Source organism: Herbiconiux sp. UC225_62, assembly GCF_042694625.1.
Taxonomy (GTDB): Bacteria; Actinomycetota; Actinomycetes; order Actinomycetales; family Microbacteriaceae; genus Herbiconiux.
Genome location: NZ_CP170551.1, coordinates 2858024 through 2881237 on the forward strand (window position 1 = coordinate 2858024; position 23214 = coordinate 2881237).

The following is a 23214-nucleotide window of genomic DNA, read 5'->3' on the forward strand; positions in this document are numbered from 1 at the left end:
TGCGACGCGGGACTGCGCGCGGGTTCAGGATGCGCGAGTAGCCTGAGCGGGTGGTAGAGACGAACACGTCGGTGATCGATGACGAGCTGCTCGAGCGCATCCGTTCGCGGGCGGCCGTGCACGACCGGGAGAACTCGTTCCCGCACGACGACCTGCGCGAGCTGCGCGAGGTGGGCTACCTCCGGATGTTCACCCCGGTCTCGCTCGGCGGCCTCGGCTTCGGCCTCGCTAGGGTGGCCCGGGAGCAGACCCGGCTCGCGACCGCGGCGCCCGCGACGGCACTCGCGATCAACATGCACCTGGTGTGGACCGGGGTCGCGAAGGTGCTGCTCGACCGCGGCGACCCTTCGCTCGAATGGGTGCTCCGCGACGCGGCGGCCGGTGAGGTGTTCGCCTTCGGCAACAGCGAGGCGGGCAACGACCTCGTGCTGTTCGGATCGACGACGGAGGCGCATCCGCTGCCCGACGGCTCCTACGCCTTCACGGGCCGCAAGATCTTCACCTCGCTCTCCCCGGTGTGGACGCGGCTCGGCGTCTTCGGGCGCGACGCCACCGACCCTTCGGCGCCCCTCCTCGTGCACGCCTTCCTCGATCGCTCGGCCGCGGGGGTCACGACGGTACAGGACTGGGACACCCTGGCGATGCGCGCCTCGCAGAGCAACACCACCCTGCTCGAGGGAGCGGTGGCCTCCGCCGATCGCGTTTTCCGGAAGCTGCCCGAGGGGCCGAGCGCGGACCCACTGATCTTCGGTATCTTCTCGAACTTCGAGATCCTGCTCGCCGCCGTCTACACGGGGATCAGTCAGCGGGCCGTCGAGCTCGCGGTGGAGGCCGCGCATCGGCGCACCTCGCTCAAGGCGGGCGGGCGGCCCTACGCGCACGACCCCGACATCCGGTGGAAGGTGGCGGAGGCCGGGATCGCACACGACGCCATCCCGCCGCAGATCGAGGCGCTCGCCGCCGACGTCGACGGGCTCGTGCACCACGGCGCGGCCTGGTTCCCGAAGCTGGTGGGACTCAAGGTGCGCGCCACCGAGAGCGCGCGTTTCGTGGTCGACCAGGCGCTGCGGGTCGCGGGCGGATCGGCCATCTACTCGTCGGCCGAACTGGGGCGGCTCTACCGCGACGTGGTGGCCGGCATCTTCCACCCCTCCGACGGCGAGTCGGCGCACAACACGGTCGCCAACGCGCTGCTCGGCCCCATTCCCGAGTGATGAGTTCCTCGTCAGGACCGGTGGACCGCACGATTTCGGGAGGAGGAGACACCGACCGCGGCCGTATTCGGACTCGGTTCGCGTCTCCTCCTCCCGGAACGACGGTGGCGCCGCGTGCGCCGGTCCGGTGGAGGCGCGGGCTGCGCCTCGCCGCCACGATGGCGCTCGGCGTCGTCGCGCTCACCGGGTGCGTGTCGGAGCTGCCGTCCGCCGGCGTCGTGAGCTCCGTGTCGCCGTCGGACGACGGAACGGCGCCCGTCACCGCCGCGCCCTCGCCGAGTGGCGACAGCACCACGCCGCCGACCGGAGTGGCTGAGCCTCTGACCCGGCAGCGCGCCGCGTTCCCGGCTCCGACACGCGAGGAGCGCATCCGGTCGTTCGCCGACGAGCGCCTCGCGTCGATGACCCTGGAGCAGAAGATCGTGTCGCTGTTCATGGTGCACGTGGCGGGCGCCGATCCCGCGGTGCTGCAGTCCTATCTCGCCGGCAACGCGCCCGGCGGCCTGCTGCTGCTCGGCGACAACGTCCCGGGCAGCCCGGAGGAGGCCGCGGCGCTCACCGCCGCACTCCAGGGCGGCGACGGACTCGGCACCCTCATCGCCATCGACGAGGAGGGCGGCATCGTCGCGCGCCTGGGCGCCGACACCTTCGCCTCCGCCGACACCCTCAAGAACGAGCCCGTGCAGGCGACGACGGATGCCTTCACGCAACGCGCCGACCTGCTTCAGTCGACGGGCATGACGGTGAACTTCGGCGTGATCGCCGATGTCACCGCCGACCCCTCGTCGTTCATCTACGAGCGGGTGCTGGGAACGGATGCCCCCTCCGCGAGCGAGCGGGTCACCGCCGCCGTCGACGCGGAGAACGGCAAGGTGTTCAGCACGCTCAAGCACTTCCCGGGCCACGGCGCCGCCCCGGGCGACTCGCACAGCTCGTTGCCGTCCACCGATCTGCCGTTCGCACAATGGCAGGCCGAGGATGCACCACCGTTCCAAGCGGGCGTCGACGCGGGGGCGCCGATCGTGATGTTCGGCCACCTCGTCTACAGCGCCGTCGACTCGGCGCCGGCCTCGCTGTCGCCGGCCTGGCACCAGGTGCTGCGCGAGCAGCTGGGCTTCGACGGGGTCGCGGTGACCGACGACCTGCTCATGCTCGAGGCATCCGGGGTCCCGCAGTATGCCGACCGCACCGCCAACGCGATCGCGGCCATCAACGCGGGCAACGACCTGCTGCTCTACAACACCCAGCTCGATCTGCCCGCGATGACGGCGGCCATCGCCGCCGCCGTGCAGGCCGGCCAGATCTCGGAGCAGACCATCGACGACGCGGCCGTGCGCGACCTCTCGCTGCGCCGCGATCTCTGGCTGCGGCAGCACCCGGTGCCGGTCGCGCAGGCCCCGGCGCCGGCCGGCTAGCCGGCGGGCGGGACCGGGGGAGCCGGGGGAGTCGGGGGAGCCGGAGTGCGCGGCCCTCTGCCTGCGCGGCGCGCGAGCAGCACGATCAGCAACACGATGGCGGCGATCACGGCGAGCGGGATCAGGAACGGGATGAAGAACCCGAGCGCCACCACGAAGCCGGCGAGTCCGGCCGTCAGCGCCGCCCATCCTGTCGCGAGCCCGCTCCAGAAGTCGCCCGGGACGCTCGGAGCAAGGGCTCCCTTCTCCTGCAGGTCGAGGGTGATGGTGGAGTAGTCGATCTGGTCACCGAGATACTCGCGCTGTGACTTGAGGCTGTCGAGCTGCCCCTGCCGGTCGGAGATCGCCGTCTCGAGCTCGACGAGATCGGCCGTGGTGGCCGCCTGGTCGACCAGGGCGAGCAGACGGTCGACGGATGCCTGCAACGCCTTGATCTGCGCATCCAGATCGCGCACCTGCAGCGTGACATCGGTGCTGCTGAGCGAGACCTGCTCGACCGTGCCGAGCGTCTTCAGTTCGTCGATCGTCTTGTCGACCGCGTCGGCCGGAACCCGGATGGTCAGCTGGGCGCTGGCCCGCTGATCGTCGGAGCCGGCCTGCTGCGTGCGCGAGTCGATACGACCGTCGACCGACTCGACCAGAGCGACCGCGTCGTCGGTGGCGGCGATCGGGTCGTCGACGGTGACGGTGATCCAGCCGGTGGTGATGACGCTCTGGTCGGTACTCGAAGCGTCGCCGGCGACACCACTGTCGCTCGTCGACCCCTCTTGGCCCCCTGATCGGGAGCGACGATGCCCGACGGCGCCGACGACGACCCGCCGGAGGCCGCACAGCCGGCCAGCAGGAGAACGGCGGCCACGGCCGAGGAAGCGAGGATCATTCGTCTCATGTCGCTCACTGTAGAGAGGGATCACTGAGTGCTGCCTGGAACTCCGCGGATGGTTATCCGGTCGTTATCCGGACGGCCGTCGGATCGCGCCCTGAGCGTCTGCTGAGAGCCGTCTGACATCCTCGAGCGGCTTCGACGGGCCCGTTCTAGGGTGAAGACACCGACGGAAGGAGACCAACATGGGATTCATCGACGATGCGAAAGACGCGGCAGAAGCCACCGGAAAGAAGATCGGGCGGGCCGCAGAAGACGCCAAGGACCGCGTCGAGGACAAGATCGACGAACTGAAGGCCGACGCCGAGGTCAAGCGGGCCGAGAGCGACGTCAAGCGCGCCGAAGCCGAACGCGACGCCACCGAGGCCAAGAACGAGTACAAGGAGAAGCTGCGCGACTGATCGTGCGCGGTGCCGTTCGGCCGGACCGCGATACGCTCGAAGCATCATGGAGCAACGCATTCTCGGCAGAACCGGCCGTCCGGTATCCATCGTCGGCCTCGGCACCTGGCAGCTCGGAGCGGACTGGGGTGACGTCGACGAGACGGCCGCGCTCGACGTGCTCGGGGCATCCGTCGATGCCGGCGTCACCTTCTTCGACACGGCCGACGTCTACGGCGACGGGCGCAGCGAGACGCTGATCGGGACGTTCCGGCGCGAGAACCCTTCGGCACCGTTGACGGTCGCCACGAAGATGGGGCGCCGCGGACCGCAGGAGCCGGGCGAGTTCACGCTCGCGAACTTCCGGGCGTGGACCGACCGTTCACGGGCCAACCTCGGGGTCGACCGTCTCGATCTCGTCCAGCTGCACTGCCCGCCCACGCCCGTCTTCTCGAGCGATGCGGTGTACGACGCACTCGACACGCTCGTGGACGAGGGTGCGATCGCGAACTACGGCGTCAGCGTGGAGACCACCGCCGAGGCATTGGCGGCGATCGCGCGGCCCGGAACGGCCAGCGTGCAGATCATCCTGAACGCGTTCCGGTTGAAGCCGCTCGACGAGGTCCTCCCCGCCGCGCAGGCCGCGGGCGTCGGCATCATCGCGCGGGTGCCGCTCGCGTCGGGCCTGCTCTCGGGACGTTACACCGCCGACACCGCGTTCGCGGCGAACGATCACCGCAACTACAACCGCGACGGCGGCAGCTTCGACGTGGGCGAGACCTTCTCCGGCGTCGACTACGAGCAGGGGGTCGCGGCCGCGCGCGAGTTCTCGGCGCTCGTGGAGTCGACGATGCCCGGCACGCCGCCTGCGGCCGCCGCGATCGCCTGGATCGCGAGCCAGTCCGGCGTCACCTCGGTCATCCCAGGTGCCCGCAACCGGGCCCAGGCCGAGTCCAACGCCGCCGCCGGCGCCCTCGTGGTGCCGCCCGCCCTCGATGCGGGAGTGCACGACATCTACGACCGCTACTTCCGCGAGGCCATCCACCCGCGCTGGTAGCCACACCCCACCCCGACTTCTGGCCCCTAACGGCCCTAAACCCCGTGATTTAGGGCCGTAAGGGGCAGGAAGGTGTCGGCTTCAGTTGCGGTCGTCGGGGTCGACGCCTGTGCGCTCGCCGCTGGCGAGGGAGGCGATGAGGGCCAGGTCGTCGGTGTCGAGGGTGAAGTCGAAGACGTCGATGTTCTCGAGGATGCGCGCAGGCGTCACCGACTTCGGGATGACGGAGACCCCGAGTTGCACGTGCCAGCGCAGCACGATCTGGGCCGGACTCTTGCCGTGCTTACGCGCCAGCGCGGCCAGTACCGCGCCCCCGTGCGCCGGATCGAGAACGTGGCCCCGCGCGAGCGGGGACCAGGCCTGGGTGAGGATGCCGCGACTCGCGTCATGGGCGCGAACCTCCGCCTGCGGAAGCCACGGGTGCAGCTCGACCTGGTTGACGGCGGGTGTCGTGCCCGTCTCGGCGATCAGCCGGTCGAGGTGCTTCGGGTGGAAGTTCGCGACGCCGATCGAGCGCGCCCGACCCTCGGCAGCCAGTCGCTCGAGTGCTCGCCAGGTCTCCACGTAGAGGTCGTTGGCGGGCGCGGGCCAATGGATCATGTAGAGGTCGACGTAGTCGCCGCCGAGCCGCTCGAGGCTCTCGTCGAAGGAGCGGAGCGTGCTGTCGTAGCCGTTCTCGGTGAACCACACCTTGGTGGTCACGAAGACGTCCTCGCGCGCCAGGCCGCTGCGGCGCACCCCCTCGCCGACGCCCTTCTCGTTGAGGTACATCGCCGCCGTGTCGACGAGGCGGTACCCGTTGCGCAGGGCGAACTCGACCGCATCCGCGGCTTCGGCATCGGTCGTCTTGTAGACGCCGAGTCCGAGCTGTGGGATGCTCCGGCCGTCGTTGAGGGGGAGCGTGGGGGAGAGCGCGTCGACCATGAGTCGATTATCCCGCGGGCGGGTGAGCGCTCCGGCGACGGGGCTCCGGCGTCGGGGCACCCCGGCGGCTGGGTGATCAGCCGGTCAGCTGCACGGGCTCCGTGTCGGGCATGGGGCTCGCGTCGCGACCGCGGAGGTCGGGGTGGAAGCGTTTGCCGAGCAGGGGCACCAGGAAGCCGAGGAGAGCGAGCGCCGCGGCCACCACGAAGGCGCCGATCGCACCGACGCCGTCGATCAGGAAGCCGGCCAGTGCCGATCCGACCGCTGCTCCGATCAGCTGGCCCGTGCCGACCCAGCCGTACGCTTCGGCCGTGTCGCTGAAGCGCACGCTCACCGAGACGATCGCGAACATCACGGCGAGAGCGGGCGCGATGCCGATGCCGGCGATGAAGAGCGTGACGGCGAGCCACCAGATGTTGAGCGACGCGGCGGCGATCGCGGTTCCCACGAACACGATGGCCATGCGGCGGGCGAGCGCCCAGGGTCCGATCGGCTTGTGGCCGAGCGAGAGACCGCCGACGAGGGAGCCGATCGCGAAGACGGCCAGCACGATGCCGGCTTCCGCGCCGCCCTCGCCGAAGGTCGCGACGACGCCCGCCTCGATGGCGGCGCAGGTGGCGACCAGCAGGAACCCGACGATGGTGGCCAGCAGCACCGCCGGCTTCTTCAGCACCGCGCCGAGCTTGCGCTTCGAGCGCGGGATGCGCACACGGCCGAGCTCGGGGCTGGTGAGGAACCAGATGCCGCCGCCCACGAGGAAGGCGACGGCGAGCAGGATGCCCCAGACCGTGCCGATCTGGATCGACACGAACGTCGTGATGACGGGACCGAGCACCCAGATGATCTCCTGAGCCGAGGCGTCGAGCGAGAACAGCGGGGTGAGCTGCTTCGAGTTGACCATCTTCGGGTAGATGGTGCGCACGGCCGGCTGGATGGGCGGCATCGTGAGGCCGGCGACGAAGGCCACCGACATCGCGGCCGGGATCGACAGGGGAAGCAGCGCGATGGCGGAGATGGCGATCGCGCAGATGATCATGGTGAGCAGGATGACGCGGCGCATGCCCCAGACGCCCATGAGCCGGCTGGTGAGGGGGCCCGCGATGGCCTGCCCGATGCTGAGCGCGGCGAGCACGAGGCCCGCGACGCCGTAGGAGTCGTAGGTGTGCTCGATGTGCAGGAGGAACGCGAGGGAGAGCATCCCGAACGGGAAACGAGCGGTGAGCTGAGCAGCGATGATGCGGGCGACGCCGCGCGTCTTCAGGAGGGAGGTGTAGCTGCTCATAACCGAACGAGTCTACGTGGTATTGCCGGGATGCCGTCCCGACCGGAGGTCAGGCCAGCAGCTTGGTGATGCGCTGGAGGGAGGCCGGCTCGGCCGTGCCGAGGGGCTGTGCGAACAGGCCGATGCGGAGTTCCTCGATGAGCCAGCGGGCCCGCACGATGTTCTCGGGCGCGTGCGGCCGGAGCGGGATGCTTCCTCCCGCGTCGACGAGACGTTCGGTCGCCGTCTGCACCTCGTTCATCCAGGCGCGATCGCGGGCCGGATTGTCGGGGAGCTTCTCGAGCCGGTAGGTGATGCCGGCGAGATAGCGGGGGAGGTGTCCGAGGCGTGCCAACCCGGTCTGGCTGATGAATCCGGGTCGGACGAGCGCGGCCAGCTGTTCGCGCGCATCCGTGATCGCGGGAAGGAGGGCCATGCTGGTGACCTTCTTCAGGGCGCGGTCGGCATCGCGAGCACCGTTCAGGATGCGCACGACCGTCGCGACGGTCTGGTCGAGCAGCGGCAGCACGGCCGCCGAGAGACGGTCGCGCACGGCGTCGAAGTCGGCGCGGGTCCAGAGCAGGCCGTCGGGGTACAGCGCCCGGAGTGCTTCGTCGGCGCAGGCGAGCATCGCGTCGTCGAAGAGCGCCTGCACGTTCTGGTAGGGACTGGTGGCGAGCAGCAGCTTCTCGTTCTGGGTCAGATGCTCCCGGACGTAGGATGCCGGACTCGGCACCGCGAGCAGCAGCAGCCGCAGCACCCCGGCCGGTGTCGCGCGGGCCTGCTCCTCGGCGGTGGCCATGAGACGCACGCCGATGCTCGACTTCTCGTCGACGAGGGCCGGGTAGGCGCGGATGACGCCGCCGTGCTGCCGGGTGTCGACGAAGCGGGGCAGGTCGCCGATGGTCCAGTCGGTGAGGCCGCTGCGCTCGACCGCGCCGCCGGATGCCGCGCCGGCGACGCGAGCCACGGCATCGGCCGCGGCGGGGCCGGTGCCGGCCGCCCGGTCGCGGTCGCGGTCGCCGTCGGCGCCGCCGCGGGAGGCCGCGCGGGAGCCGCTGCCGGAGTCGCCCGTGCTGGCAGCCCTCGACAGTCGCGCGATGCTCGCCCGGGCAGGCTCGGCCAGCCGCGCCTGCAGGGCCGTGAGGTCTTTGCCCGCGCCGACGGTCGCGCCGCGCTCGTCGACCACCCGGAACGTCACCCGCAGGTGGTCGGGCAACCGCTCGCGGTCGAAGTCGTCGGCAGTGACGGGCACGTGCGCGAGCCGTGTCATCAGGGCCGCGAGGCGCGCGAGGAACCCGCTCGTCGCATTCGATCCGTCGACCGGGTCGGGGCCGGGTTCGGCGAGCAGGCGCACCGCCCAGTCGGTGGCCGGCACGAAGTTGACGCGCAGCCGCTTGGGCATCGAGCGGATGAGCGCGGTCACGAGCTCCTGCCGGAATCCCGGCACCTGCGACTCGAAGGCCACCGGGTCGAGCCGCGGCAGCAGGGCGAGCGGCACGGTCGCGGTCACGCCGTCGTCGTCGGCGCCCGGCTCGAATCGGTAGCGCAGCGCGAGCCGCTGGTCGCCCTGCTGCCACTGCGCCGGGAACTCGGTCTCGTCGACCTCCGGCGCGCCCTCCGGCAGGAGCGTGTCGAGCGTCATCGTGAGCAGCTCGGGGTCGTCGTGCCGCGCCTTCTTCCACCACCCCTCGAAGGTGCGCTGCGACATCACGTCGCGGGGGATGCGTGCCTGGTAGAACTCGAACACCGCTTCGTCGTCGAGCAGGATGTCGCGCCGGCGGCTCCGCTCCTCGAGCTGCTCGAGGTCGCGCCGGAACGCCCGATTGGCCCGGTCGAAGGCCTGCTGCGACTCCCAGTCGCCCTCCACCAGCGCGTGCCGGATGAACAGCTCCCGCGCGTACTCCGGGTCGACCCGGGCGAACTGGATGCGCCGCCGAGGCACGATCGGCACCCCGAAGAGCGTCACCCGCTCGTAGGCCACTGCCGCGCCCTGCTTCTTCTCCCAGTGCGGCTCGGAGTAGCTGCGCTTCAGCAGGTCGCCCGCGAGCGGTTCGGCCCACGCGGGGTCGATGGCGGCATTCATCCGGGCGAACAGGCGGCTCGTCTCCACCAATTCGGCGCTCATCACCGCGCTCGGCTGCTTCTTCGCGAGGGCCGATCCGGGGAAGATCATGAACCGGGTCTGGCGGGCACCGAGGTAGTCGCGCTTGGCCTGGTCGCGCAGCCCGATCTGGCTGAGCAGTCCCGAGAGGATCGACTTGTGGATGCCGTCGGGGTTGACGCTGGGCTCGCCGATCGTGAGTCCGAGCGGCTTCGCGAGCTGGCGGAGCTGGCGGTACACGTCCTGCCACTCGCGGATGCGCAGGTAGTTGAGGAACTCGGCCTTGCAGAGCCGCCGGAACGCACTCGAGGAGAGCTCACGCTGCTTCTCCTCAAGGTAGTTCCAGAGGTTGAGCAGGGTGAGGAAGTCGCTGGTCTGGTCGACGAAGCGCCCGTGCAGCTCGTCGGCGCGGCCGCGCTTCTCGAGGGGGCGTTCGCGCGGATCCTGGATGGTGAGTCCGGCGACGATCGCGAGCACCTCGCGGCTCGTGTTGCTCTGCTTCGACTCCACCACCATTCGGGCGAACCGCGGCTCGATCGGCAGACGCGCTAGGTCGCGGCCGATCCTCGTGAGCGTGGGGCCGACTTCGGGGGCCGTGTTGCCGGCTTTCGCGCCACTGTTCGCGGCGCGCACCGCGCCCAACTCGGCGAGCAGGTCCAGGCCGTCCTTGATGCCGCGCGAGTCCGGCGGCTGCAGGAAAGGGAACGCGGCGATGTCGCCGAGGCCGAGCGAGATCATCTGCAGGATGACCGCGGCGAGGTTCGTGCGCAGGATCTCCGGATCGGTGAACTCGGGCCGGCGCGTGTAGTCCTCTTCGGAGTACAACCGGATGGCGATGCCGTCGCTGGTTCGTCCGCTGCGACCGCTGCGCTGGTTGGCGCTCGCCTGCGAGATCGGCTCGATCGGCAGCCGTTGCACCTTCGAGCGCACCGAGTAGCGGCTGATGCGCGCGGTGCCGGAGTCGATGACGTACTTGATGCCCGGCACGGTGAGGCTGGTCTCGGCCACGTTGGTGGAGAGGATGACGCGGCGGCGGATGCCCGGAGTGCTCGAGCGCTGGAACACCTTGTGCTGGTCGGCGGCACTCAGTCGCCCGTAGAGGGGGAGTACCTCGGTCTCGCCGGCGCGCCCGCTCGAGGCGAGGCGGCCGCGCAGTGCTTCCTCGGCGTCGCGGATCTCGTTCTCGCCTGAGAGGAACACGAGCACGTCGCCGGGCTTCTCACGCGCGAGCTCGTCGAGCGCGTCGCCGATCGCCTCGAAGAGGTCTTTGGGATCGCGCTCGCGACCGCCGCCGCTCCCGCTTGCCCCGCCCCTCCCGCCCGAGCCACCTCCGCGCTGCCCGCCTGCGGCATTCATCCGCATGTTGTGGCGGGAATCCGCGCCACCGATTCTGCCCATACCTGCGGATGAGCGCTCGGCAGCCGCCGTCGAGGGAGCGTCGACGTCGGTGTCGGCCTCGTCGTCGTCCTCGGCATCGGGGGCGAGCGGACGGTAGCGGATCTCGACCGGGAAGGTGCGACCCGAGACCTCGACGATCGGCGCGGGCTCGCCCGCGGCATCCGCGAAGTGCCGGGCGAAGCTCTCGGGATCGATGGTGGCGCTCGTGATGATGAGTTTGAGGTCGGGTCGGCGCGGAAGCAGCTGTTTGAGGTAGCCGAGCAGGAAGTCGATGTTGAGACTGCGCTCGTGCGCCTCGTCGATGATGATCGTGTCGTAGCGGCTCAGCAGCCGGTCGTGGTTCATCTCGTTGAGCAGGATGCCGTCGGTCATCAATTTGATGCGGGTCGACGCCGACGCCTTGTCGGTGAACCGCACCTGGTAGCCGACGAGGCCGCCGACCTCCTGGCCGAGCTCCTCCGCGATGCGCTCGGCGATCGTGCGCGCTGCGAGGCGACGGGGCTGGGTGTGCCCGATGTTCTGTCGGCCGAGTTCGAGGCAGATCTTGGGGAGCTGCGTGGTCTTGCCCGAACCGGTCTCGCCCGCCACGATCACCACCTGGTTGTCGCGGATGGCGCGCGCGATGTCGTCCTTCTTCTGGCTGACCGGCAGCTCAGGAGGGAACACGATGCGAAGGGGAGTGGGGGCAGACATCAGCCTTACATCGTACGACGAACCCGGGACCAGCGGCGCTCCGACCGAGACCCTGCCACGCGGCGTAGGCTCGGACGGTGACGCAGCACGAGTTCGACGAGTCCTGGCAGAACTGGCACACGGCGCGGATGCGCACCATCACCGGCCCGCACGGCCTCGCGTCGCTCGTCGCGACGCACTGGCTCTCGCCCGAGCCGCAGCGGATCGAGGGCCTCGACGGCGAGTGGTACCTCGACGGCGCCGACATCGTGGGCGACGACTTCACGATCGAGCAGGGTGGAGAGGTTCTCTTGGGCGGTCGGGTGCTCCGGCATTTCCGTCGCGACGACGAGGTGGCCCTCCGGATTCTCGATCCGGATGCTCCGACCCGCGCGGCCGTGGCCGACATCGATGCGTATATTCCGGATGAGGCATGGGTGCTCACCGGTCGCTTCACCCCGGCGGCGGACGGCGAGACCCTGGCCGTCGAGGAGATCGACGGTTATGTCGAGAATCAGTCGTTGGCCGGGACGGTCGCTCTCGAGATCGACGGTCAGCCGGTGGAATTCGTGGCCACCGGGGCGCGCCACAGCATGCAGGTGGTGTTCTCGGATGCGACGAGTGGCGACGAGACCTATCGTTTCCGCTTCCTCCGGCTGCATGGCCAACCGGGCACCGACGAGATCGAGGTCGACTTCAATCGCGCCTATCTCCCACCCTGCGTCTTCGCCGACTTCTACGTCTGCGCTCTGCCACCCTTACAGAACCGCTTGTCGATGCCGATCCGGGCGGGCGAGAAAAACCTCCTGACCCGCTAGGGCGTCGTCGCGCCGAGTGGGAGGCTGGAGGCATGACGAATCGCCTGGCCCATGCGATCAGCCCGTATCTGCGCTCGCACGCCGAGAACCCGGTCGACTGGTTCCCCTGGGGCGACGAGGCGTTCGCCGCCGCTCGCGCCCGGCGCGTCCCCGTGCTCGTGTCGATCGGCTACTCCACCTGCCACTGGTGCCACGTGATGGCGCGCGAGTCGTTCAGCGATCCGGTGTTGGCTGCCTACCTCAACGAGCACTTCGTGGCGATCAAGGTCGACCGGGAGGAGCATCCCGAGGTCGACACCGTCTACCTCGCGGCCGCCGGGGCCTTCACCCAGGACCTGGGCTGGCCACTCAACGTCTTCGTCACGCCCGAGGGCAAGGCCTTCTACGGCGGAACGTACTCTCCGCCGACACCGGTGCAGGGGCATCCGTCGTTCCGGCAGGTGCTCGAGGCGGTGACGGATGCCTGGACCACCCGCAACGCCGACGTGCTGCTCTCGGCCGAGCAGGTGGCCTCGGCGCTCGCCGCCGGCCAGGAGGCGCTCGCCGGCGGGCCGGACGCGGCGGGATTCGACCCGGCGAGCGTGCCGTTCGACGCCATCGTCGCCGAGCTCGGGCAGTACGAAGACCGGCAGTTCGGCGGGTTCGGCGGAGCCCCGAAGTTCCCGGTGGCGCCGGTGCTGCGGTTCCTGCTCGAGGCGGGGACGCCGGAGTCGACCGGGTTGGCGACGCGGATGCTCGCGGTCATGGCGGGATCGGAGCTGCGCGACGCCGTCGAGGGCGGGTTCTTCCGTTACGCGACCCGGCGCGATTGGACCGAGCCGCACTACGAGCGGATGCTCTACGACAACGCCCTGCTGCTCGACGCCTACACCGCGCAGTGGGCCCGTGACCCCGCGCTTCCGTGGGCCCGGGAGGCGGCGGAGGGGATCGCGCGCTTCCTCCTCGACGTGATGCAGCTGCCCTCGGGCGGGTTCGCGTCGGCGCAGGACTCGGAGAGCACGGTCGACGGATCGCGGGTCGAGGGCGGGTACTACAAGCTCGGCGCTGAGGCGCGCTCGCGGCAGGTGCCTCCGGCTCTCGACGAGAAAGTGCTCTCGGGCTGGAACGGCCTGGCGATCGGAGCGCTCGCCCGCGCCTCGCTGGTGTTCGGCCGCGACGACTGGGCGATGGCGGCGGAGCACGCGGCCGACTACCTCATCGAGGCGCACATGGCGGACGGTGGCGGGGGCGCGGTCGGTACCCGGCTCGTGCGGGCCTCGATCGACGGGCGGGTGTCGACCGCCGCAGCGACCCTCGAGGACTACGGGATGCTCGCCGACGGGTTGCTCCGGCTGGCCGTGGTCACGGGGTCGGTGCGGTACGCGATGGTGGGCCGCATGCTCGTCGACGCCGTGATCGACGAGGCCGCCCTCGATGCGGCCGCACCGGCTGGCGGCGCGCCCGCGTCGATCCAGGGGGATGCGGTGGGCGTCGGCACCGGTCCCGGTGTCCGAGAGCACGACGCCAGCACTGAGGAGGGGACAGAACGCGACGTCCTCGGCGACTCCGCGGTTGGCGGCGCCCCGGTGGGCGCCGACACGGCGGAAGCGGGCGCCGCGACCGCCCCCGCCCCCGTGTTCCGCGCGCCCGGTGGGGGCGATCCGGTGCTGCGGGCTCAGGGGCTGGCGGTGGAACTCGACCCGTCGGAGGGTGCGTATCCCTCGGGAACGAGCGCGACGGCATCCGCTGCTCTGCTGCTGCACGCGCTCACCGCCGAGTCACGCTACCGTCAGGCGGCGCTCGCCGCGCTCGCGCCGCTCGCGGCCGAGGCGGCGGCGCGCCCGATCTCGTTCGGCGCCACGCTCGAACTGCTCGCGCGAGCGGCGCGCCCCGACGAGCAGCTCGTGCTCATCGAGCCCGACGCCGGTCCTGGTCTCGACGCGGAACCTCCTCATGCCGCCGATCCCGACGCCGCCATGCAGGCCGACGGTCTCCGCGCGGCGGTGCGGATGTGGTCGGGGGCGAATGTCGTCGCCGTCGCGACCGAAGCGGAAGCCCGGATGCTCGCGGAGGGTGGCTTCGAACTCTTCGCCGACCGCGTGACCCGCGACGGGCGTCCGACGGCCTACCGCTGCTTCGACTTCGTCTGCCGCCTCCCCGCGACCTCCGCCTCGGCCCTTCAAGCCTGACTTCTTGCTCCCACCCGCCCCAAAATCCGGAATCAAGGGCCGTTAGGGGCAAGAAGTGCGGGAACTCAGACCAGAGTCTGAAGGGGAGCGTCGGGGTCGGCGGCCCACTCGTTGAGGGAGCCGTCGTAGACGGCGACCCGCTCCTCGCCGAGCACCGCGAGTGCCAGGGCAGCGGATGCCGCGGCGATACCCGAGCCGCAGTATGTCACGACCCGGGAGGGGTCGCTTGCCAGCGCCGGCACGAACTTCTCCCGGAGGGCGTCGCCCTTGAGCAGCGCCTTCGTCGAACGGTCGGCAAGGCGAACGGCCGGCACGCTCACGCTGCCGGGGATGTGTCCGGCTCGGGCGCGTGGCGAGGTCTCGCCGGTGAAGTCGCTCGGCGGCCCGGCGAACACGAGGGTGGCCGAAACCTCCGTCGAGCCCGCCACGATCGCCTCAACCTCGGCCTTCGAGGCCCAGAGCTCCGGACGCTCGACGCCGACGAACACCGCTCCCGACGACGGGAGCACGTTGCCCGTCTCGATGGGGCGCTCCTCGTCGCTCCACTTCGCGAAACCGCCGTCGAGCACCGCGACCCGGTCGTAGCCGAAGGCGCGGAACAGCCACCAGAGCCGCGCCGCCCACTGACCGGCGACCGAGTCGTACACCACGACACTGGTGTCGTTGTCGACACCGACGGATGCCGCCGCCTCCTCGAACTGGGCGAGCGAGGGGCGCGCGAAACCGAACGACCCGTCCGGGTCGGAGAACACCTCGAGCAGGTCGGCGAAGACCGCGCCGGGGACGTGCCCGGCGAGGAGGTACTGGTCGAGGCCGCTGAGCCAGGCGCTGCCGGCCGTGGACGGAGACGGGATCGACAGCACGGTCGCGTCGAGCACGACGAGACCCTCCGACCCGAGGTGATCGGCCAGCCACTGCGTCGACACGAGGGGCGACGTCAGCAGGGGCGAGAGGCGAGGGCTGTCGGTTGTGGTCACGGCTCCACGCTAGGCGTTCCCACCGACACGGGGCTGGGCATTGCAACAGAAAGTAACGAGAGCGTAACGGTGCGTCGCACGACCTGGCGAGCATCCGGATGCGACGGCTAACGTGGCGAGGCCGCGCACCCGCGGCATCCCCACCCCAGCACCGGAAGGACAGAGCTCGTGAAAAGCACGAACCGCGATTACCAGCTCACGAAGCGCGACGAGCGCATCCTTCAGCACGTCGACGTGGTGCACACGATCTAGGCCTGGCACGCCCGATCGCCCCGCACCCGTCGTGGTCCGGGGCTTTTTTCATGCCTCCCGTCTCTCGCCCACCCGGGCCGGCGGCCCCGGACACCCTGGGCACACCAGAGAGAAAGGATCATGGAAAAGATCACTGACCGCTTGTTCTCCTGGGCAAGCATCCTGGACGAGAACGCGAGGGCCCAGGCCCTCACGACCTCGACCATGCCGTTCATCTGTGTCCCGCGGCGAGCCGGCCCCCGGTCGTCTCGCTGCTCTTGCTCGCGCCGCCGCTTCTGCGGCGCGAGGCGACATGTTCGGCTGAGGTCGCTGACGCGGCCTCGGCCTCACCCTGGGTCATCGAGCGCGGCCCGCGGCTTCCCCTCAGGTTCCCACCCGCTGGCGAAACGAGACCGTGCTTCTAGCGCCCCGGGCTGCGTCGGGACCGAGGGCACGACCGAAGCGTCGCGGACTGCTTGAGGAGCGAGAGCACGGCTGAAGCGTCCCGAACTGTTCGGGGATCGAGATGGCAGGCCGCGGGCCGCGCTCGACGACCCAAGGTAAGTGCGGGGCCGGAGGGTCCGACCGCAGGCCGGGCTCTCCGACCCCACGGGAACATGTCGCCCGGCGCCGCAGAAGCGGCGGCGCCGGCAGTGAGCGATGCTCTGGCCGGAGGTCAGCGCATCGCGGGAAGCAGCAGTACTGGATCGCGTTGCCCGACCCCGACCTGGCCTACCTGGTCGAGGGCACCGAGGAGTTCGACCGGTACATCGCCGAGTTGCGGTGGGCGCAGCACTACGCGCTGCTGAACCGTGAGGAGATGATGGACCGCGTCGTGCGCCAGGTGAGCGCGTGGATGGGCGTGGCGGTCGACGAGCGCGAGCGGATCAACTGCCACCACAACTTCACCGAGAAGGAGCGGCACTTCAGCAAGGACGTCTGGGTCTCCCGGAAGGGCGCGATCATCGCGACCGACGGAGCCCCCGGGCTCATCCCGGGCTCGATGGGCACGGCGTCGTACGTGGTGGAGGGGCTCGGCAACCCGCTGGCCCTGAACTCCTCGCCGCACGGCGCGGGACGAGAGTTCTCGCGGTCGGCGGCGCGGAAGGCCTTCACGCACGAGCAGTTGCGGGAGGCGATGACGGGCATCGAGTTCCGCGACACGGATGCCTTCATCGACGAGATCCCGCAGGCCTACAAGCCGATCGACCGGGTGATGGAGGATGCACGCGACCTCGTGCGCATCCGCCACACCCTCCGGCAGCTCGTGAACGTCAAGGGCAACTGACTATCGCTTACACGCCGCTGTCACCCTACGACAGCGGCGTGTGAGCGCCCGGTAAGTGGAGCGCCGGAGACTCGGAGAGAACTTCACCCCACGACAACGATCGGAAGGAGATCGAATGCCGAAGTCAACAGAATGGGCGGTCGAGGCCCACGGCCTCGTCAAGGTGTTCGGCGACAACAGGGCGGTCGACGGCGTCGACCTGAGCGTGCGCACCGGAACGGTGTACGGCGTGCTCGGCCCGAACGGAGCCGGCAAGACCACGACGATCCGCATGCTCGCCACCCTGCTCAAGCCCGACGGCGGCGACGCCACGATCTTCGGTCACGACATCCGTCGTGAGGCGCAGATCGTGCGGCAGCTGATCGGCGTCACCGGACAGTACGCCAGCGTCGACGAGACGCTCAGCGCCACCGAGAACCTCGTGCTCTTCTCCCGCCTGAACGGCCTGAGCCGAGCGGATGCGCGGCGCAAGTCGGCCGAGCTGCTGGACGAGTTCGGTCTCAGCGAGGCCGCCAAGCGTCCGTTGAAGAACTTCTCGGGCGGCATGCGTCGTCGCCTCGACCTGGCCGCGAGCCTCATCTCACAGCCGCCCCTGATCTTCCTCGACGAGCCCACCACGGGTCTCGACCCGCGAACCCGCGCCCAGATGTGGGACACCATCCGCCGCCTGGTGGCGACCGGATCGACCGTGCTGCTCACCACGCAGTACCTCGACGAGGCCGACCAGTTGGCCGACCGGATCGCGGTGATCGACCGCGGCATCGTGGTGGCCGAAGGTACCGCCGACGAGCTGAAGGGCTCTGTCGGATCGTCGTCCCTGCTGCTCAAGCTCGCGGATGCCGCGAATCTCGAGCGCGCACGCCTCGCCATCCTCGACGTGCTCGGTGTGGAATCGGTGCTCTCGCCCGAGGCCGGTCGCATCACGGCGCCGATGAGCGACCCCGACAGTGTCACCGACCTGCTGCTGCGCCTCCGCCAGGAGGGGATCGCCGTCGCCGAGCTCTCGGTGCAGCAACCCACCCTCGACGAGGTGTTCCTCGCGCTCACCGGCCACTCGGCCACCGAAGAAGAGGAGGCCGACGCCGCCGCGGCGGCGGCGACCCAAGAACGAGAACTGGAGGACGCGCGATGAGTTCGCTCACCATCACCCCGGGTGTCTCCCGCACCCTCAAGAACCATGTCAGCTTCGGCCAGACCGTGCAGAACTCGTTCAGCATGGCCTGGCGCGGGCTGCTCAAGATCCGCCGCACGCCCGAGCAGCTGATCGACGTCACGCTGCAGCCGATCATCTTCACGCTGATGTTCTCGTACATCTTCGGCGGGGGCGATCGCCGGCAGCGTGGCGGACTACCTCCCCACCCTCATCCCGGGCATCCTCGTGCAGACCGTGATCACGACATCCGTCGTCACCGGCGTGCAATTGCGCGAAGACATGGACAAGGGCGTGTTCGATCGTTTCAAGTCGTTGCCGATCGCCCGGATCGCGCCCCTCGCGGGCGCCCTCCTGGCCGACACGGTGCGGTACGCGATCGCCACCACGCTCACCTTCGTGATGGGCTTCGTGCTCGGCTACCGGCCCGAGGGCGGCATCGGCAACGTCATCCTGGCCGGGCTGCTGGTCATCGTGAGCTCGTGGGCGATCAGCTGGATCTTCGCGTTCTTCGGGGTCATTGCGCGCAGTGCCTCGAGCGTGCAGGGCATCTCGTTCCTCGTGCTCTTCCCGCTGACCTTCCTCTCGAACGCGTTCGTGTCGCCCGACACGATGCCGCCGTTCCTGCAGTGGTTCGTGAACATCAACCCCGTGTCGCATCTGGTGACCGCGGTGCGCGATCTCGCGAATAACGGGGCGTGGACCGCGGATGCCTGGATCTCGCTGCTCGGTGCGGCCGTGATCGTCGCGATCTTCGCGCCGCTCACGGTGCGGGCCTACATGAAGAAGGCCTAGCCCTCGCGGGGGTCCCGACCGTCCCAGCCCCAGGACCACGGCCCGGGTGCGCGCAGCAGCGCTGCGACGCGCTCGGGCCGTTCCTCGTGGGGCACCGCGGCGGCGGCCGCGCGGGCCGCGGTGATCTCGTCGACATCGAAGCGGCGTTCGAACCGCTCGAACAGCGGTCTCAGGTGGAGGGCCGGTGGGTCCTGCCGTGCACCCATCACCTCGGCGTAGGCGAGCAGGTCGAGGCCGATCCGCGTGTCGACGGCGGCGGTGTCCTCCACCCAGACGGCCAGTCCGATGACGGATGCGCCGAGCACCGGGCGGTCGACGTAGGGGATCGGTGAGCGCAGGCTCGCGAGCGTGCGGGAGCGCAGTCGGCGTGCCAGGAGCCGGCGTTCTTCCAGGGTTCCCGTGCCGTCGATGACGAGCGCCGAGAGCACCGACGACAGCATGATGCGGAACCATGGCGACGAGCGGGTCCGCGGAGGGTCGAAGGTCGCCAGAGCCTGCAAGTGCTGCTCGCGCGCCTCCTCGAGGTGGCCCCGGGCGCGGAGCACCTCGGCGCGGCCGGCGAGCCCGATCGACGCGATGTCGATCCCGTCGGCCCGGCCCGGCGACTCGATCAGCCGCTCGAAGAGCTCGAGGGCCTCGTCGTAGGCGCCCACGGCGATGTCGTTGGTGGCGATCGTCCACTCGATCTGCCGGATGTCTTCGGTGGCGCCGAGCTTCGACAGGCCGATCCGCGCCTTCCGGGCCCAGCGCAGCGCCTCTTCGGGTTCGGCGCTCTGACTGTGCAAGGCGCCGAGCATCTGACCCGCCATGGCGCCGCCCCAGGTGTCGCCGAGGGCGTCCGCCATCCGGGCCGCGCTCCGGGCGAGGGCCACGGCGTCGTCGCGCCGGCCCTCGTTCTCGGCGGCGACGCTCCCGATGATGGAGCCCAGCATCGCGGTGCCCCGATCCTCGGAGGCGATGGCGGCCTCGACCTGTTCGATCGTGCGGCCCTCGTGTCCCGCGTTCAGCACGAGGGCGGCCATGGCCGCCAATCGCGGATCGGTGACATCACGGCTCGACACGATCCGGCGCAGCCGCGACCTCGGGCGCACCGCGAAGCGCATGTCGCTGAGGATCGTGGTCATCGAGATGATGACCAGCACGGCGACAACCAGGTCGACGCTCTCGGGATCGGGCTCGTACTCCCGGATGCTCTCGAACACGGGCTTGCTGAACGCGAGCACTTCGCTGTGAGCGCTTCGCAGCGACCAGTAGTAGCCGAGGAGCGCGAACACCGAGACCACGATGTCGGCGCGCTCGGCGTCGATGGCCCGGCGCAGCACGTCGATGAGGTTGTCCTCCTCCACGGCGATGGTGGTGAAGGTGGCGACCTGTTCGACGCCGTCGGTGCGGCGGTGCAGGTGGCGCGCGAACCGGTCGGCCCAGTCGAAGACGGCTTCCCGCACCTCGCCACGGGTGCCGGCGCGGTCGAGCTGGAGCTGGCCGAACTCCCGCACAGTCTCGAGCATCCGATAGCGCACGCCCGATTCGGTCTCGCGCATCATCACGAGCGACTGCGCCACCAGGCCGTCGAGGAGGTCGGGCACGTCGTCGACCGCGCAGCCGATCACGACCTCGGCGGCCTCCGCGGCGAACCCGTCGGCGAACTCGGAGAGCCGTGACAGTGCGCGCTGCTCCGCGGTGTCGAGGAGGTTCCAACTCCACTCGATCACGGCGAGCAGGGTGCGGTGACGCTCGGGTGCGGAGCGGTCTCCGCCGGCCAGCAGGGCGAAGCGGTTCGAGAGGCGCCGTTCGATCTCGTCGATCGAGAGGGAACGGATGCGCGCGGCCGCGAGCTCGATGGCCAGCGGGAGGCCGTCGAGCCGGGCGCACAACCGCGCCACGGCGTCGAGGGGGAGTGCAGCGTCGGGGCGTGCGGCGGTGGCGCGGTCGAGGAACAGCCGCACCGCGGCGTCGTCTTCGGGGCTCGGAGCAGCGGCGGTGGGAGCGGTGCGCCCGAGCGGCGGGAGGGCGAAGACCCGTTCGCTCGAGATGGCGAGCGGGGTGCGGCTGGTGGTGAGGATGGTGAGTCCGGCCAGTTCGGCCGTGAGCGAGGCGCTCCATTCGGCCGCGGCGTCGATGACGTGCTCGCAGTTGTCGAGCACGAGGAGGGTCGGCGCATCGCCCAGCCGCGCCACGATGCGGCCGCGCAGGTCGTCGCGCACCATCCGGTCGCCGATCCGCGTGCTCGACGCGACCTCGCGGATGCCGAGCGCGGAGGCGATCGCGAACACCACGTCGTCGGCGCTGCGCACGCTCGCGAGTTCGACCACGATCACGGCGTCATAGCTCGTCAGTGCGCGCGCCGCGATCTCGTGCACGACGCGTGTCTTGCCTAGGCCGCCCGGTCCGAGCACGGTGGTGACGCGGGAGCTGCCGAGTAGTTCCTCGATCTCCCGCAGGGCGTCGTCTCGGCCGATCAGAGCGTTGGGGGCCGCCCGGATGCCGCGGGCGACGGCGGCACGACGCGGCGACGCGGGGGAGAGTGGGCCACCGGATGAGGACGGGACGACGGTGGACGCCGGAGCGGGCTGCCGCGTCTCGATGACCGTGGGGGTGGGCGATGCGACAGCGGGGTAGGTCTGCGCGCCTGCGGCAGACCGGCGACGCTCGCCATCGACCCCGACCGCAACTCCGGTCCCGCGTGCGGGTTCGGCCCCTCCGCCCGCGTCGCCGGCCGGGCGGCTCGGGTGCGAACTGTCGCGAGCCAGCAGATCGAGGTTGAGCGATTGCAGCTCGAGGGCGGGACTGGTGCCGAAGGCATCCTGGACCCGCTCGCGGAAAGTGGCGTACACGCTCACCGCCTCGGTCGACCGGCCCTGGGCGTCGAGGGCGCGCATCAGCAGGAGGTGCGCGCTGTCGTCATAGGGCGATCGGAGGCAGAGGCGCCGGGCCAGTTCCTCGGCGTCGAGGGCCTGGCCGAGCGCGAGGGCGGACGTCGCGAGCACGCTCTCCAGTCCGTCGAGCACGTGGTCGGACCGCTCGGCGAGTGCGGAGGCGAGCTCCTCGGTGTCGAGGTCGGTACCGGGAACTCCGCGCCAGAGGGACAGGGCTGACCGTGCCACGGCCGCGGCTTCTGCCGGGTGGTGCTCGCCCAGGTGCGAGCGCGCGGCGAGGAGGAGGTTCTCGGCGAGGGTGAGGTCGATGTCGTCGGTGGCCGCGGCGAGCCGGTAGCCGGACGGGAGCGATTCGATCAGGTCCTCGCCGAGGGCCGAGCGGATGCGCGAGATCTGAGTCTGCAGAGCGGCTCGCGAGCCGCGGGCCGACCCGTCCTGCCAGACGTCGTCGATCAGTCGATCCGCCGAGAGCGGATGGGGAGCGGCAAGCGCAAGCGCGGCCAGCAACGCTTTGGCTCGATGGCCGGCGGGTTCGACGAACGCCCCGGAAGCGGTCCGCACCGCGACCGCGCCGAGCACCGCCACCCGCACGGGTGCCAGCCCCTCCGCAGCAGAACGCTCGCTCACTCCCGCAAGCCTAGTTCCTGCCCTCCCACCCACCAGCGGCGCAACCTCCCGCGCCCGGCCGGGTGCGAACGAGAACGAGCCTAAGAGGCCCTACTAGACGACTCACAGCGAGCCGGAGCAGCGCCAGCGACCTCCCGCGCCGACGCCCATGTGATCGAGAACCACCCCAACGGGCTCCCTTAACGACTAAGGGCGAGCGCGAGGCCGCGAAGCGACCTCCCGCGCCCGGACACGTGGGATCGAGAACGACCGCAACGGGCCCGACTCGACGACCCAGGGTGAGCGCGAGGCCGCGAAGCGACCTCCCGCGAACATGCCGCGCGGCGCCGGGCAGGGACCGGCGACGCCCGAGGACGCCGCGCGAAGCACGGCGCCCTCGGCAGCCAGCACAGCTACCTGATCGTCTTGCGCGCCGAGATCTGCCCCGTGTCGAAGCCGAGCAGGTGCAGTCCGCCGTGGAAGCGGGCGTGCTCGATCTTGATGCACCGGTCCATCACGACGGTGAGACCCTTCGACTCGCCGTACTCGGCGGCCTCCTGGTTCCAGATGCCGAGTTGCACCCAGACCGTGGGGGCGCCGATGGCGACCACGTCGTCGATGACCGCCGGGATGTCGCTCGCGCGCCGGAACACGTCGACGATGTCGGGCACCTCCGGAAGCGACGCCAGATCGGGGTAGGCCTTCTGGCCCAGGATCTCGTCGGCATTCGGGTTCACGAAATACACGCGGAAGTCGCTCGACTGCTGCAGGTAGGTGCCCACGAAGTAGCTCGACCGGGCCGGGTTCGGCGAGGCTCCCACGATCGCGACCGATTTGGCGTTGCGGAGGATGCGCAGGCGCTCCTTGGCTGAGGGGCCCACCCAGGTGCGCTGCGACTTGAGCAGCTTCGCCAGCGGTGAGTCGGCGGGCAGCTCGCAGGTGAGGCCGTTGGTGAGCTGCGTTGCGACGAGTTCGGTGGTGGTCATGATTCCTCCGC

The 23214-nt window shown here is 70.4% G+C and carries 14 protein-coding genes and 2 pseudogenes; 9 read left to right on the top strand and 7 right to left on the bottom strand.

Annotation, left to right across the window (positions count from 1 at the left end):
- Window positions 1-50 precede the first annotated feature (50 nt).
- On the top strand, window positions 51-1214 hold the full coding sequence (locus ACFJGU_RS13960) for an acyl-CoA dehydrogenase family protein (RefSeq protein ID WP_382304110.1): 1164 nt from the start codon (window positions 51-53) through the stop codon (window positions 1212-1214).
- A 104-nt stretch (window positions 1215-1318) separates the two neighbouring features.
- Window positions 1319-2629 carry a glycoside hydrolase family 3 N-terminal domain-containing protein gene (locus ACFJGU_RS13965; protein WP_382304111.1) on the top strand — a complete coding sequence of 437 codons (1311 nt, stop codon included), beginning with the start codon at window positions 1319-1321 and terminating at the stop codon, window positions 2627-2629.
- Here the strand turns inward: ACFJGU_RS13965 and ACFJGU_RS13970 are convergent.
- On the bottom strand, window positions 2626-3543 hold the full coding sequence (locus tag ACFJGU_RS13970; RefSeq protein WP_382304112.1) for a DUF4349 domain-containing protein: 918 nt from the start codon (window positions 3541-3543) through the stop codon (window positions 2626-2628). The genes ACFJGU_RS13965 and ACFJGU_RS13970 overlap by 4 nt on opposite strands.
- 154 nt (window positions 3544-3697) lie before the next feature.
- Between ACFJGU_RS13970 and ACFJGU_RS13975 the strand changes: the two genes are divergently transcribed.
- Window positions 3698-3913, top strand: a complete 216-nt coding sequence (locus ACFJGU_RS13975) for a hypothetical protein (protein WP_382304113.1) — start codon at window positions 3698-3700, stop codon at window positions 3911-3913.
- A 46-nt stretch (window positions 3914-3959) separates the two neighbouring features.
- Window positions 3960-4949 (top strand): aldo/keto reductase, encoded by a 990-nt coding sequence (locus ACFJGU_RS13980; protein ID WP_382304114.1) that lies wholly within the window; start codon window positions 3960-3962, stop codon window positions 4947-4949.
- 81 nt (window positions 4950-5030) lie between these two features.
- Here the strand turns inward: ACFJGU_RS13980 and ACFJGU_RS13985 are convergent, their stop codons facing one another.
- The 3 genes from ACFJGU_RS13985 to hrpA all read right to left on the bottom strand — a co-directional run bounded on the left by ACFJGU_RS13985 (window position 5031) and on the right by hrpA (window position 11329).
- A complete protein-coding gene (locus tag ACFJGU_RS13985; RefSeq protein WP_382304115.1) occupies window positions 5031-5873 on the bottom strand; it encodes an aldo/keto reductase in 843 nt (280 codons plus the stop codon).
- A 76-nt stretch (window positions 5874-5949) separates the two neighbouring features.
- On the bottom strand, window positions 5950-7155 hold the full coding sequence (locus ACFJGU_RS13990; protein ID WP_382304116.1) for an MFS transporter: 1206 nt from the start codon (window positions 7153-7155) through the stop codon (window positions 5950-5952).
- A 49-nt stretch (window positions 7156-7204) separates the two neighbouring features.
- Complete coding sequence (hrpA, locus tag ACFJGU_RS13995; protein WP_382304117.1) at window positions 7205-11329, bottom strand: ATP-dependent RNA helicase HrpA; 4125 nt, start codon at window positions 11327-11329, stop codon at window positions 7205-7207.
- 77 nt (window positions 11330-11406) lie between these two features.
- Here hrpA and ACFJGU_RS14000 point away from each other — a divergent pair, with 77 nt between their 5' ends.
- Window positions 11407-12126 carry a DUF1684 domain-containing protein gene (locus tag ACFJGU_RS14000; protein ID WP_382304118.1) on the top strand — a complete coding sequence of 240 codons (720 nt, stop codon included), beginning with the start codon at window positions 11407-11409 and terminating at the stop codon, window positions 12124-12126.
- A 32-nt stretch (window positions 12127-12158) separates the two neighbouring features.
- Complete coding sequence (locus ACFJGU_RS14005; protein WP_382304119.1) at window positions 12159-14294, top strand: thioredoxin domain-containing protein; 2136 nt, start codon at window positions 12159-12161, stop codon at window positions 14292-14294.
- Between the two features lie 65 nt (window positions 14295-14359).
- Here ACFJGU_RS14005 and ACFJGU_RS14010 read toward each other — a convergent pair whose 3' ends face one another.
- Window positions 14360-15271 carry a sulfurtransferase gene (locus tag ACFJGU_RS14010; RefSeq protein ID WP_382304120.1) on the bottom strand — a complete coding sequence of 304 codons (912 nt, stop codon included), beginning with the start codon at window positions 15269-15271 and terminating at the stop codon, window positions 14360-14362.
- Window positions 15272-16187: 916 nt separating this feature from the next.
- Between ACFJGU_RS14010 and ACFJGU_RS14015 the strand changes: the two are divergent.
- The 3 genes and pseudogenes from ACFJGU_RS14015 to ACFJGU_RS14025 all read left to right on the top strand — a co-directional run.
- Window positions 16188-16790 (top strand): annotated as a pseudogene (locus ACFJGU_RS14015) (RtcB family protein); the annotation flags it as partial.
- 115 nt (window positions 16791-16905) lie between these two features.
- Complete coding sequence (locus ACFJGU_RS14020; RefSeq protein ID WP_382304121.1) at window positions 16906-17922, top strand: ATP-binding cassette domain-containing protein; 1017 nt, start codon at window positions 16906-16908, stop codon at window positions 17920-17922.
- Window positions 17919-18735 (top strand): annotated as a pseudogene (locus tag ACFJGU_RS14025) (ABC transporter permease). The gene ACFJGU_RS14020 and the pseudogene ACFJGU_RS14025 overlap by 4 nt, the downstream one beginning before the upstream one ends.
- Here ACFJGU_RS14025 and ACFJGU_RS14030 read toward each other — a convergent pair.
- Window positions 18732-22238 carry a BTAD domain-containing putative transcriptional regulator gene (locus tag ACFJGU_RS14030; RefSeq protein ID WP_382304122.1) on the bottom strand — a complete coding sequence of 1169 codons (3507 nt, stop codon included), beginning with the start codon at window positions 22236-22238 and terminating at the stop codon, window positions 18732-18734. The pseudogene ACFJGU_RS14025 and the gene ACFJGU_RS14030 overlap by 4 nt on opposite strands.
- 392 nt (window positions 22239-22630) lie before the next feature.
- Entirely contained in the window at window positions 22631-23203 is a 573-nt protein-coding gene (locus tag ACFJGU_RS14035) for a CoA-binding protein (RefSeq protein WP_382304123.1), read from the bottom strand.
- Between the last annotated feature and the right edge of the window lie 11 nt (window positions 23204-23214).

Excerpts from the sequence above, each read along its gene's own strand:
- ACFJGU_RS13975 (WP_382304113.1), top strand. The coding sequence starts at position 3,698 with ATGGGATTCATCGACGATGCGAAAGACGCGGCAGAAGCCACCGGAAAG.
- ACFJGU_RS13980 (WP_382304114.1), top strand. The coding sequence starts at position 3,960 with ATGGAGCAACGCATTCTCGGCAGAACCGGCCGTCCGGTATCCATCGTC.
- ACFJGU_RS13985 (WP_382304115.1), bottom strand. The coding sequence starts at position 5,873 with ATGGTCGACGCGCTCTCCCCCACGCTCCCCCTCAACGACGGCCGGAGC.
- ACFJGU_RS13990 (WP_382304116.1), bottom strand. The coding sequence starts at position 7,155 with ATGAGCAGCTACACCTCCCTCCTGAAGACGCGCGGCGTCGCCCGCATC.
- hrpA (WP_382304117.1), bottom strand. The coding sequence starts at position 11,329 with ATGTCTGCCCCCACTCCCCTTCGCATCGTGTTCCCTCCTGAGCTGCCG.
- ACFJGU_RS14005 (WP_382304119.1), top strand. The coding sequence starts at position 12,159 with ATGACGAATCGCCTGGCCCATGCGATCAGCCCGTATCTGCGCTCGCAC.
- ACFJGU_RS14020 (WP_382304121.1), top strand. The coding sequence starts at position 16,906 with ATGCCGAAGTCAACAGAATGGGCGGTCGAGGCCCACGGCCTCGTCAAG.
- ACFJGU_RS14035 (WP_382304123.1), bottom strand. The coding sequence starts at position 23,203 with ATGACCACCACCGAACTCGTCGCAACGCAGCTCACCAACGGCCTCACC.